This is a genomic window from Paenibacillus sp. P46E (assembly GCF_001909095.1).
In the GTDB taxonomy this organism is placed as follows: domain Bacteria; phylum Bacillota; class Bacilli; order Paenibacillales; family Paenibacillaceae; genus Paenibacillus_AQ; species Paenibacillus_AQ helianthi.
Window position 1 is genome coordinate 1 of sequence record NZ_LVYZ01000026.1, and the last position, 20497, is coordinate 20497.

Here is a 20497-nt window from a genome sequence, read left to right on the forward strand (position 1 = left end):
CAGTATAATAGATTAAGTTTAATGTTGGAAGCCAAATTAATTTCAAAAAATTCTTATTCTCTAATGAATGATATACGTAAAATAAGAAACGATTGTCTCCATTATAATGATAACTTTAAAAAGAAAGATAATATGATTCTGAAAAGAGAAGCTCTAAGTGTCATGAATAGTTTTAAAAGTTTGTTGAAGATTTCAATAGGCTTTAAAGAGGAAATGACACTGGATATATTTGATGATATTGCGAATAAAGCAATAGATGAAATAAACGATTCGGAAAATAAATATGTAAAGAATTTTGAAGATATGATTTTCAAACAACGTAATGCTCTTTCCCAACTATTCAATTTGGATATAACCGTTAAACCAGGAACCGATCTCGTATCTAGGGAGAGTTTTTACATTATCGAAGCAATAGATTTTAGTTTTATGGAAATTACTCTTATCGATACTGCAAATGGTTTTACAGTTATTATTGACTTATCTGAAAAAAATATAGTTCAAATCAAGGAAATGGAGCTAGTTAAGAATTGCCTTGTCTATGCCGCGGTAACATCAACAGTAGATGAATTTGGACAAACCGCAGCTTGGACTTTAACAAGAATAAAAAAACTAACCAGATGTTAGACGATCATCTCAATAGCATAAAGTTAATGGAGGAGTAGCATATGACAATTAAACCTATGGTTATTGACGATTATTTTAAATATATTTCAAGTAATGTACAACAGTTATTCAAGGAATTACCAGAGCCATTGCCCTGGATTGAACCATCTATCAATATGCTTTATCTAAATGCAGCTTCATCACTTATCTTTGGGAATTTTTATGCTTCGATTATATGTTCTTCTACATTATTGGAACATACTTTGAGGTTAGCCATTCTTGATCCAATTAATAATGGAATTCCAAGAAAGCTTTCCAAAACCCAGTTGAATAAATACGACTCAATAAGTAAATTGCTGAAGGCCCCGGGAATTAAAAATATTATCCCTGACAGTAAAGACTTGGATTGGTGGAATCATGTTGCTAAAAAACTTAGAAACAAATCTGCCCACTATACAATACCAACGCTACTTCAATTGTTTACAGGAAAGGACTATCATCCAGAAAATTACAGTCAGCTTTCCATTGAGTATTTTTAATTATTTTTGCTAGTTGTTGAAGGAGATACGACAGATGAGAAAATTTCATTATATACAATTTTTGGATACAAGGCAGAGTTAACTGGTTCCCTTGGTCGGAAGAGGCTTTTGAAGTCGCCAAGCGCGACAACAAGCCTGTCTTCTTATCTATTGGGTATAGCTAGTTGTTGATTCACACGTACTTGTCATTGGTGAGATGTTCGTGTGAATCAATTTTAAGATGCCTTCGCCATTGGAATTGGCGAAGGTTTTTTGTTTTATTATTAGTATTTTTCCATTTCATAGTATAATAAGAACATAGTCTATAGGTCCAAATGAGTTTCGGTTTGTTCGTTTATTAATTGTATTCTGTAGATTGACGAAGTTCGTGAATATTACATTATCCGAAACCACCTAAACAAAGGAGACGAATAATATGATATGGGAGTCATCATACTGGAAAGATGATCTATTAGAACTTACTGAAAAGATAAAAAACGTATACCCCAAAACGCCCTTTTCTGAAGAACTAGCTGTGTCTTTTGAAAAGGATATCATGATTTCTTTTTATATTATTCGAAAACTCGAAGAAGCTGGAAAACTATCATCGGCAACAAAAGGATATCAATTGAATGTGAGAACGCATAAGAACATTGAAAATGTAACAAGATTAAACTGGCATCGAATTGATGAATTATTTGAATTTGAAAGTCCAATAGAGGAAAAAATGGGAGCAGATAAATTATATAATCAAATAATACACAGCTATATATTTCTTATCTCAACTGATGAAACTACAGAAGTAATTGATGGATTTTTCTTTTGTTCCGATAGAATGCGAAATGAAAAATTGTATTATATCGACCTAAATGAAATAGTTGGATTCTTTACAATAGTAGGTAATGATTATCCTTCAACAGGATTTTTTGAATTTGATGAAAAAATACAAGATTATAGATTCTATACATCCTAGTCTGAGTTTTCCAAGAAGAGGTGGCATCGGATAACACTATATTCACGCATTGGGCCATACGGCCCTCGGTCCGGCAGTTGGATTTCGAGGAAGTGGGAGCAGCCGGACAACCCTGCACTGGCTAAGTCCGTCGGACCCGGGGCTGACGTCCCTTTAAGCCAGTAAGGGTTCGTGAATACACCAACGTTAGGTGAAATGCCACAAAACATTAACAAGAATAAGGAGTTCATTTCATGTCGGATCTTTCGAAAATTCAAAAAACCAAAATAGAAAAACTATTCGAAATGGGTAGTGGGTATGTTTTAGGTTTTTCAAATAGGACCTTTGCTCAATTCATTTTAGAGATTGTAGATAAGGATATTTACGAAGAGCGTTATTCAATATTTGGGGATTCGAAAGCAAATAGACTAAGAGCTTTTTGGAAGCTTGAATCTAATTACTTAGTAGCTAAATTGACATTAGAACTTTTAGAACATTGGAAAACTAATAAAAGCCTCTTGGAAATTGATATTGAACCTAAAGAAAATGCTTTATATGAGGAATGCACGAAGTTCTTAGAAGCTCTAAAGAATGATGGAATTTCAGAACATATTGAAAATTTAATGGAACCGGATATCGGTGATAATGATTTTAGTTTATTGGCTAGGACAATTAGAGATAGTATTGAGAAGAATGAACCTGAGGTTGCTCTAGATAGATTGCATACTTATGTAGTGAAATATGTAAGAAGCTTATGTGATAAGCACGGAATCACATACGATAACAATAAACCGCTTCATAGCTTCTATGGTGAGTATGTCAAATATTTAAGAAAGAATAGCTATATTGAGTCTGAAATGACTGAAATGATATTAAAAAACTCAATCTCTATATTAGATGCATTTAATGATGTAAGGAATAATAGAAGCTTTGCACATGATAATTAGATCCTTAATTATCATGAGAGTATGCTCATTTTCAAGAATATTTCAACCACGATCTCATTCATTGAATCAATTGAAATAAAAATGCAAAGCTCAAACAAAAAAATAGAAGATTGGGAACTTCCTTTTTAGCAATCCTCCGAAGTGTGGCACATCACCTAATACAGTATTCACGCTGCGGGTCTGATGGCCCTTGGTCTGCCAAGGGCATTCGGGGGAGTGATTGCAGGCAGACACGCTGTAAGGCTAAGTGGTGGAGCCACCCGGCAGTTGGCGCTGCCTTAAGCCTCTCGGGTTCGTGAACACAAGAACGTTAACTGAAATATCTCTATGAGGCATCTCCTTCAGATTTGTTGATTTGACGAACTTCGTGAATATTACGTTATAATTATTGAAATCCCTGCAGCAATATCGTTCTTATTTATCCATAATACCCATGCTCTTCTGGTGAAGGGAAGGTTAATTGAAATGAATGAAATTGTTAGACATATAGATTCATCTGAATACCACTTATGGACAGATGTACTCCATGCTTGTTCACTATCAAGACAAGCTAATAACTCATGGGATAGGAGTAGCTATATAAGATGGACAATCATTACTGGATGGACAGTGCTTGAAATGCTATTCAGAGAAGCCTTAGAAGATGAGAAGATAGGATATAGTTTTAAAAACGATGTCAATCTAGCAGTTGAGAGATTAGGATTACCTAGAATAAACTGGGGCGAAGGTGTATGGCAGGTTGTCTTAAGTTTAAAAGAGCAAAGAAAAATATACGTACATACAAAGATTGATCAAGTTAACCTTTTTCTAGAGGCTCAACTTGCTGTAAAATACGTTGACGATGTTCGTGAGTGTATCACAGCAGTATATAGTTATGTGCACAAACCGCTTCCCAAATGGATCAATATTAAAGATGATACTGGCTGGGATAACGGGAGACAAGGCGGAATACACGCGACAATAGAAAGACAAGGCGCAACAAGTGACAATCCTTTATCTGTTATTATTGCATATACTTACAAAGGGAGAGAACATATTACGGAAGTTCTTCCTGAAGGAGCAGATTATATCAAAGTGGTTCTAAAATTAATAAACACAATAAAAATAGCTATTAATGAAGTAAAGGTATACCAGGGTGGAAAAGTGATATGGGAAAGATCTTTAATGTTTCGTGGATCTTTCTAACTTCATTTAAATAACGAATACTGAATAATAATTAAAAACACTTAGTAACGTTTTGAGTCGGGGATATCGGTCTTTTACGAAGTAATTGGGTAAAGGTCACTCTGGATTACCTCTTTTTACAATCCCTTGAGCCCTCCCCCAGCTTTTTGGGTAAACTAACCCTAGATGTACTTTACCCAAAATCAGCCGAAATGAGGAGATGCCTCATGACAACCCACAATGCACCCAATAGATTAGCCAACGAAAAATCACCCTACCTGCTCCAGCACGCCCACAACCCCGTGGATTGGTATCCATGGGGAGATGATGCTTTTGCGAAAGCGAAGGCTGAGGACAAGCCGATCTTTTTATCCGTTGGTTATAGCACCTGCCATTGGTGTCATTTCGGTGAATTCCACTCCTGTTAATTTTAGTTTTTCAGCCCATACTAAATTACTTTCCTTTATTAACGGACAACAAAGTGTGGTCATTCATTTATTTAGAATAATATGGTAATATTTAACGATCCCGATTTAAAATTGTTTGAGCATACGATGTATAAGAAGCTTGAAATCTGTGCAAGATATTTTTGACGGTGTGAAGAGAGGTGTGGTTCCGTTGGACCATTCGGTGCAAGGGCTACAAGAGGAATTTAACTAATCACTAAGTCAATTGAAAGCGAGGGGTTGTGTCGCAGAGCATCTCTGAACACACACGCCTAGTAGCATTCCTTTAAAACGGAAAGTGAACTAGCGGTGCCCAAGTATTTCTAATGATGTGAAGTGTGACTTTTAAAGATACTCGAACGATCAAACACCGTCGAAGGGGAGCCTGTAAAAGGGCTCCTTTTTCTATTGCATAAAGTACTTGCCATAATTCAGTTTTCAGATGATTAGCTCTGCGTAACAAAAGGTCTGGATAAATGTTAATTTCACCCATGTAGTCACTGAAATCGATTATAATTAATTTATGTTCAAGCCGATTACCTATTCTAAGTTAATAGGTTAATCATACGCAAAAAGGCAAAGTGGTGAATCGCCGATAATATAAGGGTTATAGAGTTTTCGAATACACACTTATGTATAAGAGGAGGCGAATGATATGACGATAATGCCTGTTATAATAATGATCTTTGTATTTGTACCTACCATTGTACTCATGGTAGGCATGCCTTATTTAACAAGAGAGACGATTAGTTTTGGGGTCACCGTCAGCGCTGTACAATTCCACAGTGAGCCTCTGCGCCAGATGCGGGAGTCATATGCTAAGATTAGTGCCACCTTGCATACCATCTTATTCATTGTTTGTATCCTCTGCCTAATATACGGTGATGAACATTCCAAGCAACAAAGTTGGATCATTGTTACTTATTCTCTCGCCATGGTCGTAATCTCCCTAGTCATAAACATTAGCTATCATTTCAAAATGAAGAGTTTACTACCTATGCTGCCGATTGCTCAGGAACCATCGATCATGGCAGTGGATACTGAATTTCAGAAAAGAAACATTGGGTTGTCTAGTATTTGGTTCATCATTCATGTTTTAGTTATTGTTGTTAGTATTGTAACTGCGCTACGCCACTACGATCAGATTCCAGATCAGATTCCGATCCATTTCAACAGCAGTTGGGACGCAGACCGCTATGCAGCTAAATCTTATAGTTCTGTGTTTATGCCTGCGATAATACAAGTGTTCATAACACTTTTGTTCATATTTGAGAATTGGAGTATTCGCAGAGTGAAGCCACAGGTTCAAGCCGCTGATCCTAACCGTTCCATCAGACAAGACGTAACATTCCGCCGTGCTTGGTCATATTTTATGATTACAGCAAACTTCTTATTAGTTATCCTGTTCTCGGTCGTGCAACTAAACATGATATCTCTGCTTAACATCAATTTCGCTATCCCCATTATCCTAATCATAATAACCTTCATCATGCTATACTACTTCGCCATATCGTTCTGGGCGGGTCAGAGCGAAAGCCGCTTGGAGCGATCTGCCGATAGCGCCAATGTCAGACCTGTCCATGATGATGATAAATGGCTGTTAGGTATGATTTATTTCAATCGTAAGGATCCAAACCTAATCGTCGAGAAAAGGTTCGGAGTCGGCTGGGGATTAAATTTCGGTCACCCAGTAAGCTGGCTGATTTTGCTCGGAATTATTGTACTGTTAGTTGTGGTAACAAGGCTTAGAGGTTAGTACTCACCTTTAATGGACTCGAACATAAGCGAACCGAGGCACTAGCCCTTGTTGGTGTCTTTTTGCCATTCAACGGGTAATACTAACAGAGGCACATGCCGCATAAGGAGGCTACATAAATGGTGATCAAAGAAGGCCAACAGCCTAATCGATTTATATATGAAGAGTCCCCCTATCTACTACAACACGCCCACAACCCCGTGGATTGGTATCTATGGGGGAAAGAAGCTTTTACCAAAGCGAAGTCTGAAAACAAGCCGATCTTCCTGTCAGTCGGCCAACTTACCATTGGTACCACGTCGGCGAATTCCACTCTTTTTACTCTTAGTTTTACATCATCCCCTACTAAATTACTTTCCTTTATCACATTCTTTTCCTTCCTCGTTGAATCTATTTTGACGCCTCGTTAAATGCATCAGATTCTTACCATTTTAAAATAACAATTCAAAATAAGTGTGTCGCTAGTGTATTAAACTTACGGGCAGGATAGTTCAATTACTTCGCGAATACTTTAAATTGGATAATTTTCGTGAAGTTCGTAAATACAGTGTTATCTGAAAGAACCGAAAACCGAAAGAAGGGATTAAATGAAGAGGAAACTCATAAATTTCTTTCTTGATTTTTCTAAAAATATAGATATAGATAAAGATAGAGATGAAGACAAAGAAAAATACATACGAAATCTTATTAATCGAATGACCACTATTGATAATGCTAAAAGTTCAGACGAATCAATCAGTTTTAATGCACATAGAGAAGCGGAGTTATTAATTGATGAAGATTTAATTCCTATTTTAGTAGAACAGATTAGAAGTTCTGGTGGTCAGGAGGTGAAGTCATTTAGGAAAGCTGCATACTTCATTCTTTCTGAATTACTACAAATACATGAGAACGATGAGGTACTTCAGTTCCTAATTAATCAATTAAAACTAGAATCGGACAAATATGTGATTAGTAGCATGTTAGATCGAATCTCGGAACTAAATAAGCCTAATTCAATAGAATTAGACCAAATTTTTCAATTTGTACATCATAAAGTTTGGATAATAAGGCACTCTGCAATTAATGCTCTTAAGAAGACAAGAAATCCAAAAGCTAGAAAAATTATTCTGAAATTAATACTAAGATTCAAAGAGGATATTAAGAAGAATAAAGATTCTATCATTTATTCCATTTCTACATTATCTGATATTGGGATTGTTGAAGATTTGGATCTTTTAAATGAGTTATCTGTAAATAAAATACGTGATATTAGAGAATCATCGAACTTTGCTATAGAAAGCATAAACAAACGTAATTCCAAGCGTTAGGCTATTTCAAAGAAGTTGGTTCCTTCAGATAACAGAGTATTAACGCTATGGGCCATACGGCCCTTGGTCTGCAGCGGCATTTCGAGGAAGTAGAGTTAGCAGACAACCCTGCACTGGCCAAGTCCGTTGGACACGGGGCATACGCCCCTTTCCAGCATATGGTACAATATGAAAGAATGATTTTATCTAAGTGGGTGAATATGTAATGTATGAATATCATGGATGGGTGACTGTTCGAGAAACACCAACCTGTGATGATGAAAAGGATTTGGAAATTAAAATTCATAACATTAATGAATATATTCATAATCTCCAATGGTGTAATGGTATTCTTCATCTACACGCAGTAAATGGGGAATATCAAGTGGTTGTATCAGGCTTAACTAATCATAAAGCACAAGAAGCTAACGACTTATTGTATCTATATCGCTATATTGCAGAAGAAGCATCAGGTTCATATGGACTTCTACATATTTGGGACGATGAAGACAAAAGTGGATTCGATAATAAGTTTCAAGTGTATGTATTGGTTCGTGGTCAAGTAACACTTCGTGAAGACCCTTATTTATCGCCTTGTATACCAGTAATAGAAGATGAATGTCTTTAAGGTTATGTATAAGCACTATTTTATTATAAGGGGTAAGTTCAATGAGTAAAGGTATTAGAATTGAGGGCTATGTTTTCGCAAAAGATGGCGATATAGATCAAGCAGAGTTTTATGAAATGTTTATTGATTGGATGGAATCTAAGGGTTGGCTTTTTGGCGGAGGAATCAGACATACAAACGAAGATGAAGAATAACATTGCAAGTTACTAGAGAGGTACACGGCTGATGAAGTGTCCAAAGAAGTATTGCTTTTTTTGGCTAGATAATGGTACATGTGGATGCGTGTTCGGTAAATGCTCTAGGCTAGAAGCAAATAAAGGAAATAAGAACTGGTATGAACCTAATGAGCCAGAACATGATAAGAGTGATCTCCCGTATGACTATTTCGTGGATCAAGGTTAAACGATGAAGGAACTTTTTGGTTAGGAGGAACTCAGGTGAAACCAGATTATATAAATTTAAGTTTTGCTGATTGTATGGGTATTAACTTGAGAGCAGAAGTGGAAAGGCAGTTATCCGAGGACTTAAAATGTTATGGGATAATCCAAGATGAATATAAATTTGATTGGTCTGAATGTTGTATAGAAGGTCATAGAACCAAATACTTAGATGGTGCAGTTGAGAACTTCTCTAGTATCATGGTGTTTAATTCCAACGATGAATTGTTTGCAGATGGGTGGATGGAGTTCATATACGAAGATGATGTGTTTATTGCATATTGGGAGTTTCTTGATAAATATGAGAAAGATCAAGAAATAAGGCTGAAAAATGAATGCGGAATACCACTTCAAATCTACGAACAAATACCTGAACAATTCAAAGAAAAATATAAGGAACATATACTATAACGTGTTCTATCCAAAGAAACCACTCAATAGTCAGGGGTGGCTTTGTTCTTATATTTTTGATGTAAATTATATGGTCAAACTGTACTTTGTGCTTAGGTACATTGCCGTGAACCGCATCATAAAGAGTGTAAGTAGCTGAACTGACGGGGAACTTTTGTTTTTCATAGCTGCCGTTTTTTCTTTTTTTGCTATTTTACAAAGTCCAATGGTTTTTATTAATGAAATCAATAACCGCTTGAGAACAACACTTTCAGTTCAACCCAATCTTAGGTAACCCTATTCTTAAGAGTTACATTTTTCTATCCCATGCGACTTTCCCCACCCATTTGGGTAAAATACCACTAAGCTTTATTTTTCCAACAATCCTACAACGAAAAGAGGTGATGCCCCATGACAACGAATCACAACCCCAACAGATTAATCGCCGAGAAATCGCCGTATTTGCTCCAACATGCACATAATCCAGTCAACTGGTATGCGTGGAGTGAAGAAGCGTTTGATACCGCGAGACGAGAAAATAAACCTATTTTCTTATCTGTTGGGTATTCGTAGTGGTGGATTAGTCAACTTGCCATTGGTGTCACGTAATGGAACGCGAAAGTTTCGAAGACCAGGAAGTAGCGAAGCTTCTTAACGATCACTATGTCGCCATCAAGGTAGACCGCGAGGAGCGGCCGGATATTGATGCGCTGTATATGTCGGTGTGTCAGGCGCTGACGGGGAGCGGGGGGTGGCCGCTAACGGTGCTACTGACGCCGGAGAAAAAGCCGTTTTATGCGGGGACGTATTTTCCGAAGCGGCAGATGTTCGGGCGCATTGGGCTGATGGATGTGCTGGAGCAGATTCACCGCAAATGGGAGCAGGATGGTGAAGCACTGGACAAGCTAGGAGACGATCTGCTCGCGGATCTTCAGTCATTGGACCGCAAGAACTCGCTAGGTGACAGTGAAGGCAGTGGGGGAATTCCCGGGGAAGAGCTGCTGCACGAAGCCTATGAGCTGTACCACCGTCAATTCGATGAGGATTATGGCGGGTTCGGCAATGCGCCGAAGTTCCCTTCGCCTCATAATCTGTCGTTCCTGCTGGCTTATAGCCAGACATACAACCAGCCGGAAGCGCTGCGTATGGTCGAGAAGACGCTGGAGTCGATGTACCGGGGCGGCATGTACGACCATGTGGGCTTCGGGTTCGCGCGTTATTCCACGGACCGGGAGTGGCTGGTGCCGCATTTTGAGAAAATGCTCTACGATAATGCACTGCTGGCGATTGCTTATTTGGAGGCTTACCAGATCACGAAGAAACCGTTGTATGCGGAGGTCGCTGAGCAGATCTTTGCGTATGTTGAGCGTGATATGACTTCGCCGGAGGGTGCCTTCTACTCAGCGGAGGATGCCGATTCCGAAGGGGTGGAAGGGAAGTTCTACGTCTTCTCCCGTGACGAGATTGAAGAGGCGCTCGGCCTGGAGGATATGCACTCCTACTGCCATGTGTACGGAATTACACCTGAGGGGAACTTTGAAGGTGAGAATATTCCGAATCTGCTGCGGGACTTGCCTGACGAGATGGCGGAGCGTTTGGGTATGAATCCGCTGGGTCTCCGGACAAGGATGGAGGAGTGGCGTGAGAAGCTGTTCGCCTACCGGGAGCAGCGTGTCCATCCGTCAAAGGATGACAAGGTGCTCACTTCCTGGAACGGGCTGATGATTGCGGCGCTGGCGAAGGGAGCGAAGACTCTGCAAAAGCCTGAGTATGCCAAAGCCGCAATAGCAGCGGCAGACTTTATCTGGGACAAGCTGCGGCGGGATGACGGCAGGCTGCTGGCCCGATACCGGGACGGTGAATCTGCGATTCCCGCTTATTTGGATGATTATACGTTTATGATCTGGGGCCTGACTGAGCTGTACGAGGCGACGGGTCAATCCGTCTATCTGGAGCGGGCGTTGACCCTGAAGGATGGACTGCTGGAGCTGTTCGTTGATAAGGAGAACGGCGGATTCTTTTTCACGGGGCATGATGGGGAAGAACTGCCGATCCGTTCCAAAGAGTGGTATGACGGAGCGCTTCCTTCGGGAAACTCGGTGGCTGCGAAGCTGCTATGGAAGCTGTCGGTGATGAGCCAGGATGTAGAACTGAAGATGGTTGCTGAGCATACAGCAGCAGTGATGGCTGCGGCAGCATCTGCTTATCCGCCGGGCTACGCCATGTATTTGCAGGCCCATCTGGCGATGGCTTCTGGCGGCAGGGAATGGGTGCTGTCCGGCAAGCGGGAAGACGCTGCCCTCCACAGCATGTTGGCCCAGGTTCAGCAGGCGTATCTGCCGGATGCTGCACTCCTTGTCAACTGGGAAGGGGATGCCGAAGGGATTCTCCGTCTGCTGCCGCATCTGGCGGACAAACCGGCCATAAACGGTGAAGCCACGGCTTATATCTGCAAGAACTTCGCCTGCCGTGCTCCGGTTACGAATATGGAAGCGGTCAGGGAGCTTCTAGTCTCCGGTCATCGAGAAGTTTAGCGTTAATATGAAGGGCAGCCTGCAGTTTGGGCTGCTTTTTGTAGTTTATGCTTACTTCCGGCGCACCACAAAAAAGCCAACCATTGGTCAGCTTCTTCATCTGCCGCAGCTCATTCGGCTCATCTGATAAATGGTGTATAAAAAGAATCCTCAGGAATCGCTCTAGCGAGTGTAGCTGCATGTTCTTTCATTTGTTGAAGAACGCGTTTGCCTGACCAATCGTCCGGCAGCAGTTCATCCGGGAGGTACGGGTCGGTCATGAACATCCCGCTTAATTCTTCGCCCATCTGCAGATATAACCGGAAAAGCTGTAAAGGCTGCCCGGCTTCAAGCGCCTCATGCATCAAAGGAGCAAACTCCTGCTGCAGCCAGTCTGATTTCTCCTGATATAAGGTATGGATCTTATCGAGTTGCCAGATGGACTGTGCTTTGAGCGGTGTAATCGAGCCTTCCAGGAATTGGCCCTGCAGGATAGATACCTTGCCTTCCAGCTCTAGCTTCCGGATCTGTGCAGCCACTTCATTGCGGTAATTCCATGGAGAAATGTACACACTATTATATAGAGGTCCATAGCCTAGCTGCAAAAGCGCCGAACGAAACAGGTCGCGTTTTTTGCGTTCGGATTCAGGGACTTCGAGCATGACCACATCCCAGGTCTGATCCCACTGCTCCTGATAACGGGCGGGCTTGCTGTTAATCGCCATGATGTATGCAAGGCCGGCTGCTGTAACTTGATACCATGAGCGCGACGGGGATGCAATATAACCTTCCTTTTTCAGGCGGGATAAGGCATTGCGGATATAGGTGGAGGTATACCCCCTTTGTTGGTAGATCTCTACAAACTGCTGGGCGCCCATCTGCTCCACTTTGGATAACAGAAACAGCATGGTTTTTTCAACGGACAGCAACGTTCTTCACACCTCTCTTGACAATAGGCATTGATGGATATATCATAAAAACATACGAACGTTATATTTTATGTTATATCATTGTTTTCAGGTGATGACCGGACTTCTAACTATTTGGTGTCATTGTATCGCAAACTTTGAGTTTTTGCACGGATGAGTCCATTTGTCCTATTGAAATTCTACTTGAGAAGAGGAGAGATACTTATGAAAATCATTTATCATGGCCATTCCTGTATACAGATTGAGGTGAACGGTAAGTCGTTGATTATCGATCCGTTTCTCAGAGGCAATCCTGCTGCGGTTACCAAACCGGAGGATATTCAGACGGATATGGTGCTGCTGACACATGCTCATGTGGATCATATTCTGGATGCAGCACCGATTGCACTGCAGAATAATGTACCGGTTGTGGCGAATGTGGAGCTGGCAGGCTATATGGAAGGGAAGGGTGTCCAGACCATTGGGATGAACATCGGGGGGACGGTTGATTTTGGTTTTGCGAAGGCGACGATGATCCATGCGTTCCACACTTCAAGTATTACATTAGAGGATGGACAGCGCATCTATGGAGGTACACCTGCGGGCTTCATTATTGAGGCGGAAGGACGCACCGTTCTGCATTCGGGAGACACCGGACTTTTCGGAGATTTGAAAATGTTCGGCGAGCTCTATGACATCGATCTGGCGATTCTGCCGATTGGTGGACATTTCACCATGGGTCCTGAGCATGCGCTAATCGCCGCCAAATGGCTGGGAGCCAAACACGTGCTGCCGATTCACTACAATACTTTTCCGCCCATCGTGCAGGATGTTGGAGCTTTTGTTCAGGCACTGAGCGAGGCCGGGATCAAGGGATCACCGCTTGCCTATGGGGAGTCGCTTGAGTTGTAAGAAAGCCGATGATAGGTTGAAATAACATAAGTTTGAGATGAAGGGCATCACTTTGGTGGTGTTCTTTTTTGTGTTCCTATTTACATCATTAGCGGGACTGAAATTTAAGCATTGGAAGCTCCTATGGTATGATAATTAGAATAAAGGAGGCGGTTTGGAAATGAAAACCAGAATTCTGGGAAGTGGCAAGCTGCAGGTTTCCGCGCTGGGACTGGGCTGCATGGGGATGTCCGACTTTTACAGCGGTCGGGATGAAGCGGAATCCATCCGCACCATCCACCGGGCCCTTGATCTGGGTGTGACTTTTTTGGATACAGCAGATATGTATGGGGTCGGGAAGAACGAAGAATTAGTGGGACAAGCGATTAAGGGGCACAGGAATCATGTGGTGCTCGCCACCAAATTCGGCAATGTGCGGAGTGCAGAAGGGACAATGCTCGGTGTAAATGGCCGTCCTGAATATGTGAAGTCTGCCTGTGATGCCAGCCTTCGGCGTCTGGGCGTAGATCATATCGATTTATACTATCTGCACAGGGTAGATCCTAACACACCGATCGAGGAGACTGTAGGTGCAATGGCTGATCTCGTAACGGCCGGGAAAGTCCGCTTCCTCGGTTTGTCAGAAGCGGCTCCCGGAACAATCCGCCGCGCCCATGCGGTTCATCCAATCACGGCGCTGCAGACAGAGTACTCGCTATGGAGCCGCGACGTGGAGGATGAGATCCTGCCTGTTTGCCGTGAGCTTGGCATCGGTTTTGTTCCGTACAGCCCGCTGGGCCGGGGATTCCTCACCGGTCAAATTCAAACATTCGAGGATTTGGCGGAAGACGACTATCGTCGTTTTTCTCCGCGTTTTCAAGGGGAGAATTTCGCCAGGAATCTGGATCTGGTGAAGCGCATCCGTGAGATAGCAGCAGCGAAGGATTGCGAGCCTTCTCAGCTGGCGTTGGCCTGGCTGCTGGCGCAGGGTGACGACATTATTCCGATTCCCGGTACGAAGCGGATGAAATATCTGGAAGAGAACATCGGTTCACTGGATGTCAGCCTAAATGATGACGATCTCAAGAGTATTAATGATGCTGCTCCCCTAGGAGTGGCTGCCGGAACCCGATATCCGGAACAGAGTATGAAGAGTGTGAATCTCTAGTTACAAAAGTCTGGCGATTAGTGATCTGACATTAGATTCAGGGAACAGTTATGAATGTCTATGAGGATACGACAAACAGGCAGTGGCGTAGGAATTACGCTGCTGCCTGTTTTTTGCCGCAATATTGTACGCTTCACGCCAGATATGATCCTTATATTTCTCGCTGGAAATTCAATTCCTTAACGGGTTTATGACTTCTTCTCCGGCTCCTTAGGAGTCGTCCGGGACGGCCGGGTTACCCAGTTGCTACGGTTCATCGGCTTGACCGTATCAATGCGCGGAATGAAACTCTCCTCAGGAGCCTCTGCTGGCTGCGCCTGGCCCTCTGTTTCCTCTGACGCTATATTTTTCTTCGATAGACCTCTTCCGTTATGTTTGCCTTTATTCCATACTCTTCCCTTACTCATGATTACACTCCATTTCTGTAGGCTTATACTTTCACCATATCACATCACGAACCGTTAAGAAAGATCGGAAAGCATAAAACAAGCTTTTTGACAAGTTATAAAATGTACTATTGATTGCCTAACAGGCTGGCTATAATAGTATAGAATTGAAAGGAGAGCACTCTGATGCCCATCAAGATCATTACCGACAGCGGTTCGGATTTACCCCTTGAATATGCGGAGAAATATAATGTTGATATCATTCACTTGCCCGTTCACTTCGAGCATGAGCTTATGCCCGAAGATACGGATACGAAGGCTTTTTATGCCAGAATGCGGGACTCCAAAGAGCTGCCGAAGACGGCCAGTCCCAGTCCGCAAGTCTTCCTGAACAAGTTCAAAGAAGTGGAAGCAGGCACTGACATTATGGTCGTCTGTATGTCATCCAATATAAGCAGCACTTATCAGACCGCATTGATTGCCAAGGAGATGTATGAAGAAGAAGGTCATCCCAATGCGATTGAAATTATAGATTCCAAAACCTTTTCCGGGGGCTTATCCCTCCTTGTCGCCATGACGGCTAAATGGTCACTGACCTGTTCAAGCCTGGAAGAGCTTAAGGTTATGGTTCTGAACAAAGCGGAGGAAGTGACCGCCTACTTTACCCTGGATACCCTGGAGAATGTAATCAAAGGCGGACGTCTGAACCGGTTATCCGGTGCAGTGGCTTCCGTGCTGAATATTAAGCTGCTGCTGAAGATCAGCGACGAGGGGACTGTCGAGGTGGTTGAGAAGACACGGGGTCTTCCGAAGGCACTAACCCATCTGCTGGCTAAGCTCGAAGACAAACAGCATGATTACGAAAAGGCGGTTATCGCTATTGTACACAGCAATTGTGAAAAACTTGCGCTGGAGATCAAGGAGCGTATTCTTGAGAAGCACCCCTTCAAAGAGATCCTCTTCTCCAGTATGGGACCTGTGATGGGTACATATGCCGGAGAAGGCGGAATCGGCGTGGCTTTTTAACCACCGCTCCGCACCTCACCAGTCAAGCCGTACCTGGGATTCGCCCGGTGTGCGGCTTTTTTAAATTTAAGATTTTATATGTTTTATGCTATATATTATCCTTCAATTCCTTTCCACTTGATTCAGTAAACTTTATCTATTCTTAAGATTTGGTTTAGGCAGGATAAAGAATGGCAGGCTATAGTTACAATTAACGCACCTTGCGGAAAAAGATAGAGGGGGATTCACGATGTATACCATTCTGATTGCCGATGATGAATCGGAAATTGTAGAGCTACTGCAGCTCTATCTGGAGAAGGAATACAACATTCTGCAAGCACAGAACGGGAACGAGGCGCTCAAGCTGATGCAGAGCCATACCGTTGATCTGGCGATTCTCGATATTATGATGCCGGGCATGGACGGGCTGCAGCTGCTGAAGCGAATCCGTGAAAACAATCATTTTCCAGTGCTGTTTCTATCAGCCAAAAGCCAGTATCATGATAAAATCCTGGGGCTTGAGCTGGGGGCGGATGACTATATTTCCAAACCGTTCAATCCGCTGGAAATTGTCGCCCGTGTGGGGTCAATGCTCCGGCGGGTTCACCAGTTTGACGCCCCGGCGGTACAAGAAGCGAAGAAAGAGCAGATCGTGCTCGGACGCCTGCTGCTCGACCGGAGCAGCTGTCAGGTACAGGTGTCAGGAGAGCCGGTTAGCTTGACCTCTACAGAGTACAAAATTCTGGAACTGCTGATGGAACAGCCGGGCCGGGTCTTCACCCGGAAGAAGATTTACGAAGCCGTATGGGAAGACTTTTACGTCTATGAAGATAACAGCATCATGGTGCATATCAGTAATATCCGGGATAAGATTGAACGTGATTCCAAGAAGCCGGAATACCTGAAGACGATCAGGGGATTGGGGTACAAAATTGAAGCACCCGTGGAAAAGTAGGGATAACCGTCCGCTGCAAACGTCCCTTACGCTGGATTTCCTGCTGTTCAACTGTATGCTGCTGATGATTGTACTGATAGTCTACCTGTTCATCCAGAAGGATATCACCCATCTGATTCTGAACAAACAGCTCACGGACCCGAATCTTTCCGTTGAGGCTGGGGATTACCGGGAAGAGCTGGGCGAGGGCCCTCAGAGCAGACGGCTGCTGCATAGCGGGGGGTGGCTGGAGCTCCTTGATTCCGATAAACAGGTGATCCGCGTCATAGGAGAGAAGCAGGATCAGCCCCTCTCCTATGATGAGAATAGTCTCTTTCTGGGATTAGAGAACCGCACGGATCAGCCTTATTACTATTCGATTACCCAACTTGATGGAGAGGGCCAGGCAACCTGGCTGCTGCTCAAAATCCCCCGAAGTGTAATCAAAGTATCCATTAACAACGTTGTATTGGTTTCTTACCTGAATCATTCTGTGTTTTTCTATGTGTTTATGGTCAGCGGATTAATTCTCATGCTGATTTTTGTATACAGCTATTGGGTCACAAGACGCATCAAGAAGCCGCTCCGGGTGCTGAATCTCGGTCTGAAGCAGATGATGGAAGGGCACTACAGCACACGGATTGCGCTGTATGCCGAGACAGAATTCCTCCGGATCGGTGAGAGCTTCAATTATATGGCCGACGTGATTGAGAAGACAACAGAAGAGAAGCGGAAGGCTGAGAAAAGCAAGCAGAGGCTGATGGTGGACTTGTCCCATGATCTGAAAACACCGATAACGAGTATCCAGGGCTATGCACAGGCTTTGATGGAAGGACGGGGGACTGATCCTGAACGCCAGACGAAATACTTGAACTATATTTATACCAAATCGGTGCAGGTGACGAAGCTGATCCAGCATATGCTGGAGCTGCTGAAGCTGGACTCCCCGGATTTCATTCTTCATACCGAACGGCTGGAGCTGGGGGATCATCTGCGGGAGATTGTTGCTGATACCTATGGCGAAATTGAGCAAAAGGACTTCCAGCTTCAGCTTCAGGTTCCAGATGAAGAAGTATATGCCCGCTATGATCCGGAGCTGTTCGCAAGTGTTATCAATAATCTGATCTCCAATGCGCTGGCCTACAATCCCGAAGGGACCAGCCTGCGGGTAACCGTCATCCCGGAGGATACAGAGGTTCGTATAGAGATTGCAGATAACGGAATAGGCATCCCCAAAGAGCTCTGGTCAACGATTTTCGATCCGTTTGTACGTGGGGACGAATCCCGGACGGCAAGTGGCGGAACCGGGCTTGGATTATCCATTGCGAAGAAAAACGTAGAGAAGATGGGAGGTTCGCTTACGCTTGAGAGCAGAGAGGGAGAACCAACGGTATTCACTGTCCGTATTCCAAAGTAGGACGGCAGGATGAATTCAGGAACGGGAGAGGGTCATGGCCAAATTAAATTTGTTTATCCGCATTTGTATCGCTGTGCTTTTGGTGCTGGGAATTATTTATGTAGGCACCCTAGTGAATTTTATTTTCACACCGGTTTTCTCGTTATTCCGTGTGGTCATCGTGCCTTTAATGCTGGCGGTGTTCTTCTATTATCTGCTGCGGCCGCTGATTGATCTGCTGGAGTCGCGGAAGCTGAACCGTACGGCAGCTATTTTGCTGGTCTATTTGATCATAGCCGTGCTGTTCATTTGCTTCAGTGTAGGAGTTTGGCCATCGCTGAAGAATCAGCTGGTGAATCTCGGCAATAATATGCCAAACGTGTTCACGGCAGTGGGCGAACAACTGAAGAAGCTGGAGGACAGCAAGCTGTTGTCTTCGCTGATTCCTGCGGATATGAATCCGGCGGGCCAACTGATGGATTATCTGAATAAAGGCTTTTCCCTGATGTCGAGTTCTGTATCGGAGTTGTTCTCTTTTGTATCCAATTTTGCCATGGTGTTGTTTACTTTTCCTATTCTTTTGTTCTACATGCTCAAGGAAGGTGGTAAATTCGGCGCAAAAGTGGTGAGCTTTTTCCCAAAACGTTTTCAGGCTGAAGGTGCTGGGGTGGTTTCCGACATTGACGGGGCGCTCAGCGGATTTATCGTAGGCAGAGTACTGGTGAATCTGGCCCTTGGCGTATTGATGTATATAGGGTTTTTGATTATAGGCCTGCCTTATGCGCTTCTCCTGACACTGCTAGCTGTGTTGATGAACTTTATTCCCTTTATAGGAGCCATTCTGTCAACAGTTCCTATCTTAATTATCGGACTGTTTGAGTCACCTTCAACGGCAGTCTGGTCCATTGTGGTTGTGCTTGTTGCCCAGCAGATTCAGGATAACCTGGTAGCACCCTATATTTTTGGAAAAAGCCTTGATATCCATCCGATTACTACGATTATTCTGGTATTGGCCGGTGGGGATTTTGGCGGTATTATCGGTATACTCCTGATTATTCCGGTCTATATGATGCTCAAAATTATTACAGTGAAGCTGTACCAGATGTTTATCCGGCAGCGCTGGCCGGAAGAGCCTCAGCTGGCTGCGGATTCAGGAGAGTAAACCTATCTGTACTTAGTAATAGGCGCATGCTTTCGAAATGAATTTTGTACGAAGTGATTCGGATGATGCTTGAACTAATCAAACTTTGAGGAGGAACTTACCATGGATCAAGGTGTTCAAAAAGGGCTCGTTGATATTTCTGATCGGGTGATATCGGCAATTATTAGCTATGTAGTTATGGATACTCCGGGGATCGCAGGAATGTCCGGGAGTTCCGTTACGGGGAATCTGGCCAAACTTCTGGGAAGTAAAATCGGGGCAAAAGGAATGTCCGTGGAAGTGACAGAGGAGGAGGTTGCCGTTCATCTTCAAATCATAGTGGATTATGGCTGCCGGATTCAAGAGGTATGTAAAAGTCTGCAGCATAATGTCCGCAGTGCTGTGGAGAACATGCTTGGCCTGACGCTGGCTGTTGTGAACATTCGGGTGGAGAAGCTGGCTCTTCCATAAACCTGGCTCACCACATAGGCACCGTGCTCTGGGCAGATGCATAGAATGGAGCAAATCCATTTACGGAGGTTATAAAGCTATGTCATTCTATCAGTCCGGCCAGCCTGCAACGTTGATCTATCAGGCCGATCCCGCCGTTGTCCAGCATCTGCACCGGGTCCGCGATTCCCTGCACCACTCCTGTAAGCCTTATCTCAACCACACCGTCAATGTTCAGACGATTGACGGTCAGATGCATGAAGGAACGATTGCCGGAATGGACAGCAAACATCTATATCTCATGGTGGGGGGGACCACAGATATGGAGCGCGGATATTACAATCCATACTACAATCCCTATTACCAGCCTTATCCAGGCCCGGGCTACCCTTACCCTGGACCCGTCAATAATAATGGGATTCTGCCGCTGGTGCTGTTCGAACTGCTGGCCATATCCTTGATCTGACTCTTTCTAAGTTCCAAAAGACATGAACCGGATGACCGGCAGTGTGCCGAATCTAAGTTCATGTTTTTTTTTGCCCAGAAAACGCCGGAGAATGATAGACTAAGTATAA

Annotated in this window: 23 protein-coding genes and 2 pseudogenes; 23 read left to right on the forward strand and 2 right to left on the reverse strand. The window is 43.5% G+C overall.

What is annotated here, in order from left to right; translation table 11 throughout:
• The 15 genes and pseudogenes from A3849_RS05115 to A3849_RS05180 all read left to right on the forward strand — a co-directional run.
• A partial coding sequence (locus tag A3849_RS05115; protein WP_218619208.1) for a hypothetical protein occupies positions 1 to 624 on the forward strand: 624 nt, incomplete at its 5' end.
• A 41-nt stretch (positions 625 to 665) separates the two neighbouring features.
• Positions 666 to 1142: a hypothetical protein gene (locus tag A3849_RS05120; RefSeq protein WP_074110457.1), complete on the forward strand. Its 477-nt coding sequence runs from the start codon at positions 666 to 668 to the stop codon at positions 1140 to 1142.
• A gap of 77 nt (positions 1143 to 1219) precedes the next feature.
• Positions 1220 to 1303: pseudogene (locus A3849_RS05125) on the forward strand (DUF255 domain-containing protein); the annotation flags it as partial.
• Positions 1304 to 1557: 254 nt separating this feature from the next.
• Positions 1558 to 2094, forward strand: coding sequence for a hypothetical protein (locus A3849_RS05130; protein WP_074110458.1), 537 nt, complete (start codon positions 1558 to 1560; stop codon positions 2092 to 2094).
• Positions 2095 to 2327: 233 nt separating this feature from the next.
• Entirely contained in the window at positions 2328 to 3020 is a 693-nt protein-coding gene (locus A3849_RS05135; RefSeq protein WP_218619209.1) for an abortive infection family protein, read from the forward strand.
• Positions 3021 to 3485: 465 nt separating this feature from the next.
• Entirely contained in the window at positions 3486 to 4205 is a 720-nt protein-coding gene (locus tag A3849_RS05140) for a hypothetical protein (protein ID WP_143191744.1), read from the forward strand.
• A gap of 206 nt (positions 4206 to 4411) precedes the next feature.
• Positions 4412 to 4588, forward strand: a pseudogene (locus tag A3849_RS05145) (DUF255 domain-containing protein); the annotation flags it as partial.
• Between the two features lie 697 nt (positions 4589 to 5285).
• Positions 5286 to 6386: a DUF1648 domain-containing protein gene (locus A3849_RS05150; protein ID WP_074110460.1), complete on the forward strand. Its 1101-nt coding sequence runs from the start codon at positions 5286 to 5288 to the stop codon at positions 6384 to 6386.
• A gap of 119 nt (positions 6387 to 6505) precedes the next feature.
• The gene (locus A3849_RS05155; protein ID WP_256700659.1) at positions 6506 to 6796 is read left to right on the forward strand and encodes a DUF255 domain-containing protein; all 291 of its coding nucleotides are present in this window, start codon (positions 6506 to 6508) and stop codon (positions 6794 to 6796) included.
• A 177-nt stretch (positions 6797 to 6973) separates the two neighbouring features.
• The gene (locus tag A3849_RS05160; protein WP_074110461.1) at positions 6974 to 7696 is read left to right on the forward strand and encodes a HEAT repeat domain-containing protein; all 723 of its coding nucleotides are present in this window, start codon (positions 6974 to 6976) and stop codon (positions 7694 to 7696) included.
• A gap of 205 nt (positions 7697 to 7901) precedes the next feature.
• Positions 7902 to 8303 carry an Imm7 family immunity protein gene (locus A3849_RS05165; protein WP_074110462.1) on the forward strand — a complete coding sequence of 134 codons (402 nt, stop codon included), beginning with the start codon at positions 7902 to 7904 and terminating at the stop codon, positions 8301 to 8303.
• Positions 8304 to 8344: 41 nt separating this feature from the next.
• On the forward strand, positions 8345 to 8497 hold the full coding sequence (locus tag A3849_RS32735; RefSeq protein WP_178382612.1) for a hypothetical protein: 153 nt from the start codon (positions 8345 to 8347) through the stop codon (positions 8495 to 8497).
• A 243-nt stretch (positions 8498 to 8740) separates the two neighbouring features.
• The gene (locus tag A3849_RS05170; RefSeq protein WP_074110463.1) at positions 8741 to 9151 is read left to right on the forward strand and encodes a hypothetical protein; all 411 of its coding nucleotides are present in this window, start codon (positions 8741 to 8743) and stop codon (positions 9149 to 9151) included.
• Positions 9152 to 9541: 390 nt separating this feature from the next.
• Positions 9542 to 9703: a DUF255 domain-containing protein gene (locus A3849_RS32740; protein WP_074110464.1), complete on the forward strand. Its 162-nt coding sequence runs from the start codon at positions 9542 to 9544 to the stop codon at positions 9701 to 9703.
• A gap of 35 nt (positions 9704 to 9738) precedes the next feature.
• Complete coding sequence (locus tag A3849_RS05180; protein WP_074110465.1) at positions 9739 to 11664, forward strand: thioredoxin domain-containing protein; 1926 nt, start codon at positions 9739 to 9741, stop codon at positions 11662 to 11664.
• A gap of 119 nt (positions 11665 to 11783) precedes the next feature.
• On the opposite strand, the gene A3849_RS05185 is transcribed toward A3849_RS05180, so the two are convergent.
• Entirely contained in the window at positions 11784 to 12572 is a 789-nt protein-coding gene (locus A3849_RS05185) for a PaaX family transcriptional regulator C-terminal domain-containing protein (protein ID WP_074110466.1), read from the reverse strand.
• A gap of 204 nt (positions 12573 to 12776) precedes the next feature.
• Between A3849_RS05185 and A3849_RS05190 the strand changes: the two genes are divergently transcribed.
• Positions 12777 to 13463, forward strand: a complete 687-nt coding sequence (locus tag A3849_RS05190) for a metal-dependent hydrolase (RefSeq protein ID WP_074110467.1) — start codon at positions 12777 to 12779, stop codon at positions 13461 to 13463.
• A 160-nt stretch (positions 13464 to 13623) separates the two neighbouring features.
• Complete coding sequence (locus A3849_RS05195) at positions 13624 to 14610, forward strand: aldo/keto reductase (protein WP_074110468.1); 987 nt, start codon at positions 13624 to 13626, stop codon at positions 14608 to 14610.
• Between the two features lie 188 nt (positions 14611 to 14798).
• Here A3849_RS05195 and A3849_RS05200 read toward each other — a convergent pair whose 3' ends face one another.
• A complete protein-coding gene (locus A3849_RS05200; protein ID WP_074110469.1) occupies positions 14799 to 15017 on the reverse strand; it encodes a hypothetical protein in 219 nt (72 codons plus the stop codon).
• Between the two features lie 165 nt (positions 15018 to 15182).
• Here A3849_RS05200 and A3849_RS05205 point away from each other — a divergent pair, with 165 nt between their 5' ends.
• The 6 genes from A3849_RS05205 to A3849_RS05230 all read left to right on the forward strand — a co-directional run bounded on the left by A3849_RS05205 (position 15183) and on the right by A3849_RS05230 (position 20388).
• On the forward strand, positions 15183 to 16022 hold the full coding sequence (locus A3849_RS05205) for a DegV family protein (RefSeq protein WP_074110470.1): 840 nt from the start codon (positions 15183 to 15185) through the stop codon (positions 16020 to 16022).
• A 229-nt stretch (positions 16023 to 16251) separates the two neighbouring features.
• A complete protein-coding gene (locus tag A3849_RS05210; protein WP_074088018.1) occupies positions 16252 to 16956 on the forward strand; it encodes a response regulator transcription factor in 705 nt (234 codons plus the stop codon).
• Positions 16934 to 18352, forward strand: a complete 1419-nt coding sequence (locus A3849_RS05215; RefSeq protein ID WP_074110471.1) for a sensor histidine kinase — start codon at positions 16934 to 16936, stop codon at positions 18350 to 18352. Before A3849_RS05210 ends, A3849_RS05215 begins: the two co-directional genes overlap by 23 nt.
• Before the next feature lie 34 nt (positions 18353 to 18386).
• On the forward strand, positions 18387 to 19493 hold the full coding sequence (locus A3849_RS05220) for an AI-2E family transporter (RefSeq protein ID WP_074110472.1): 1107 nt from the start codon (positions 18387 to 18389) through the stop codon (positions 19491 to 19493).
• Between the two features lie 102 nt (positions 19494 to 19595).
• Complete coding sequence (locus tag A3849_RS05225; protein ID WP_074110473.1) at positions 19596 to 19943, forward strand: Asp23/Gls24 family envelope stress response protein; 348 nt, start codon at positions 19596 to 19598, stop codon at positions 19941 to 19943.
• Between the two features lie 79 nt (positions 19944 to 20022).
• Positions 20023 to 20388: a hypothetical protein gene (locus A3849_RS05230; RefSeq protein ID WP_074110474.1), complete on the forward strand. Its 366-nt coding sequence runs from the start codon at positions 20023 to 20025 to the stop codon at positions 20386 to 20388.
• Positions 20389 to 20497: the final 109 nt, after the last annotated feature.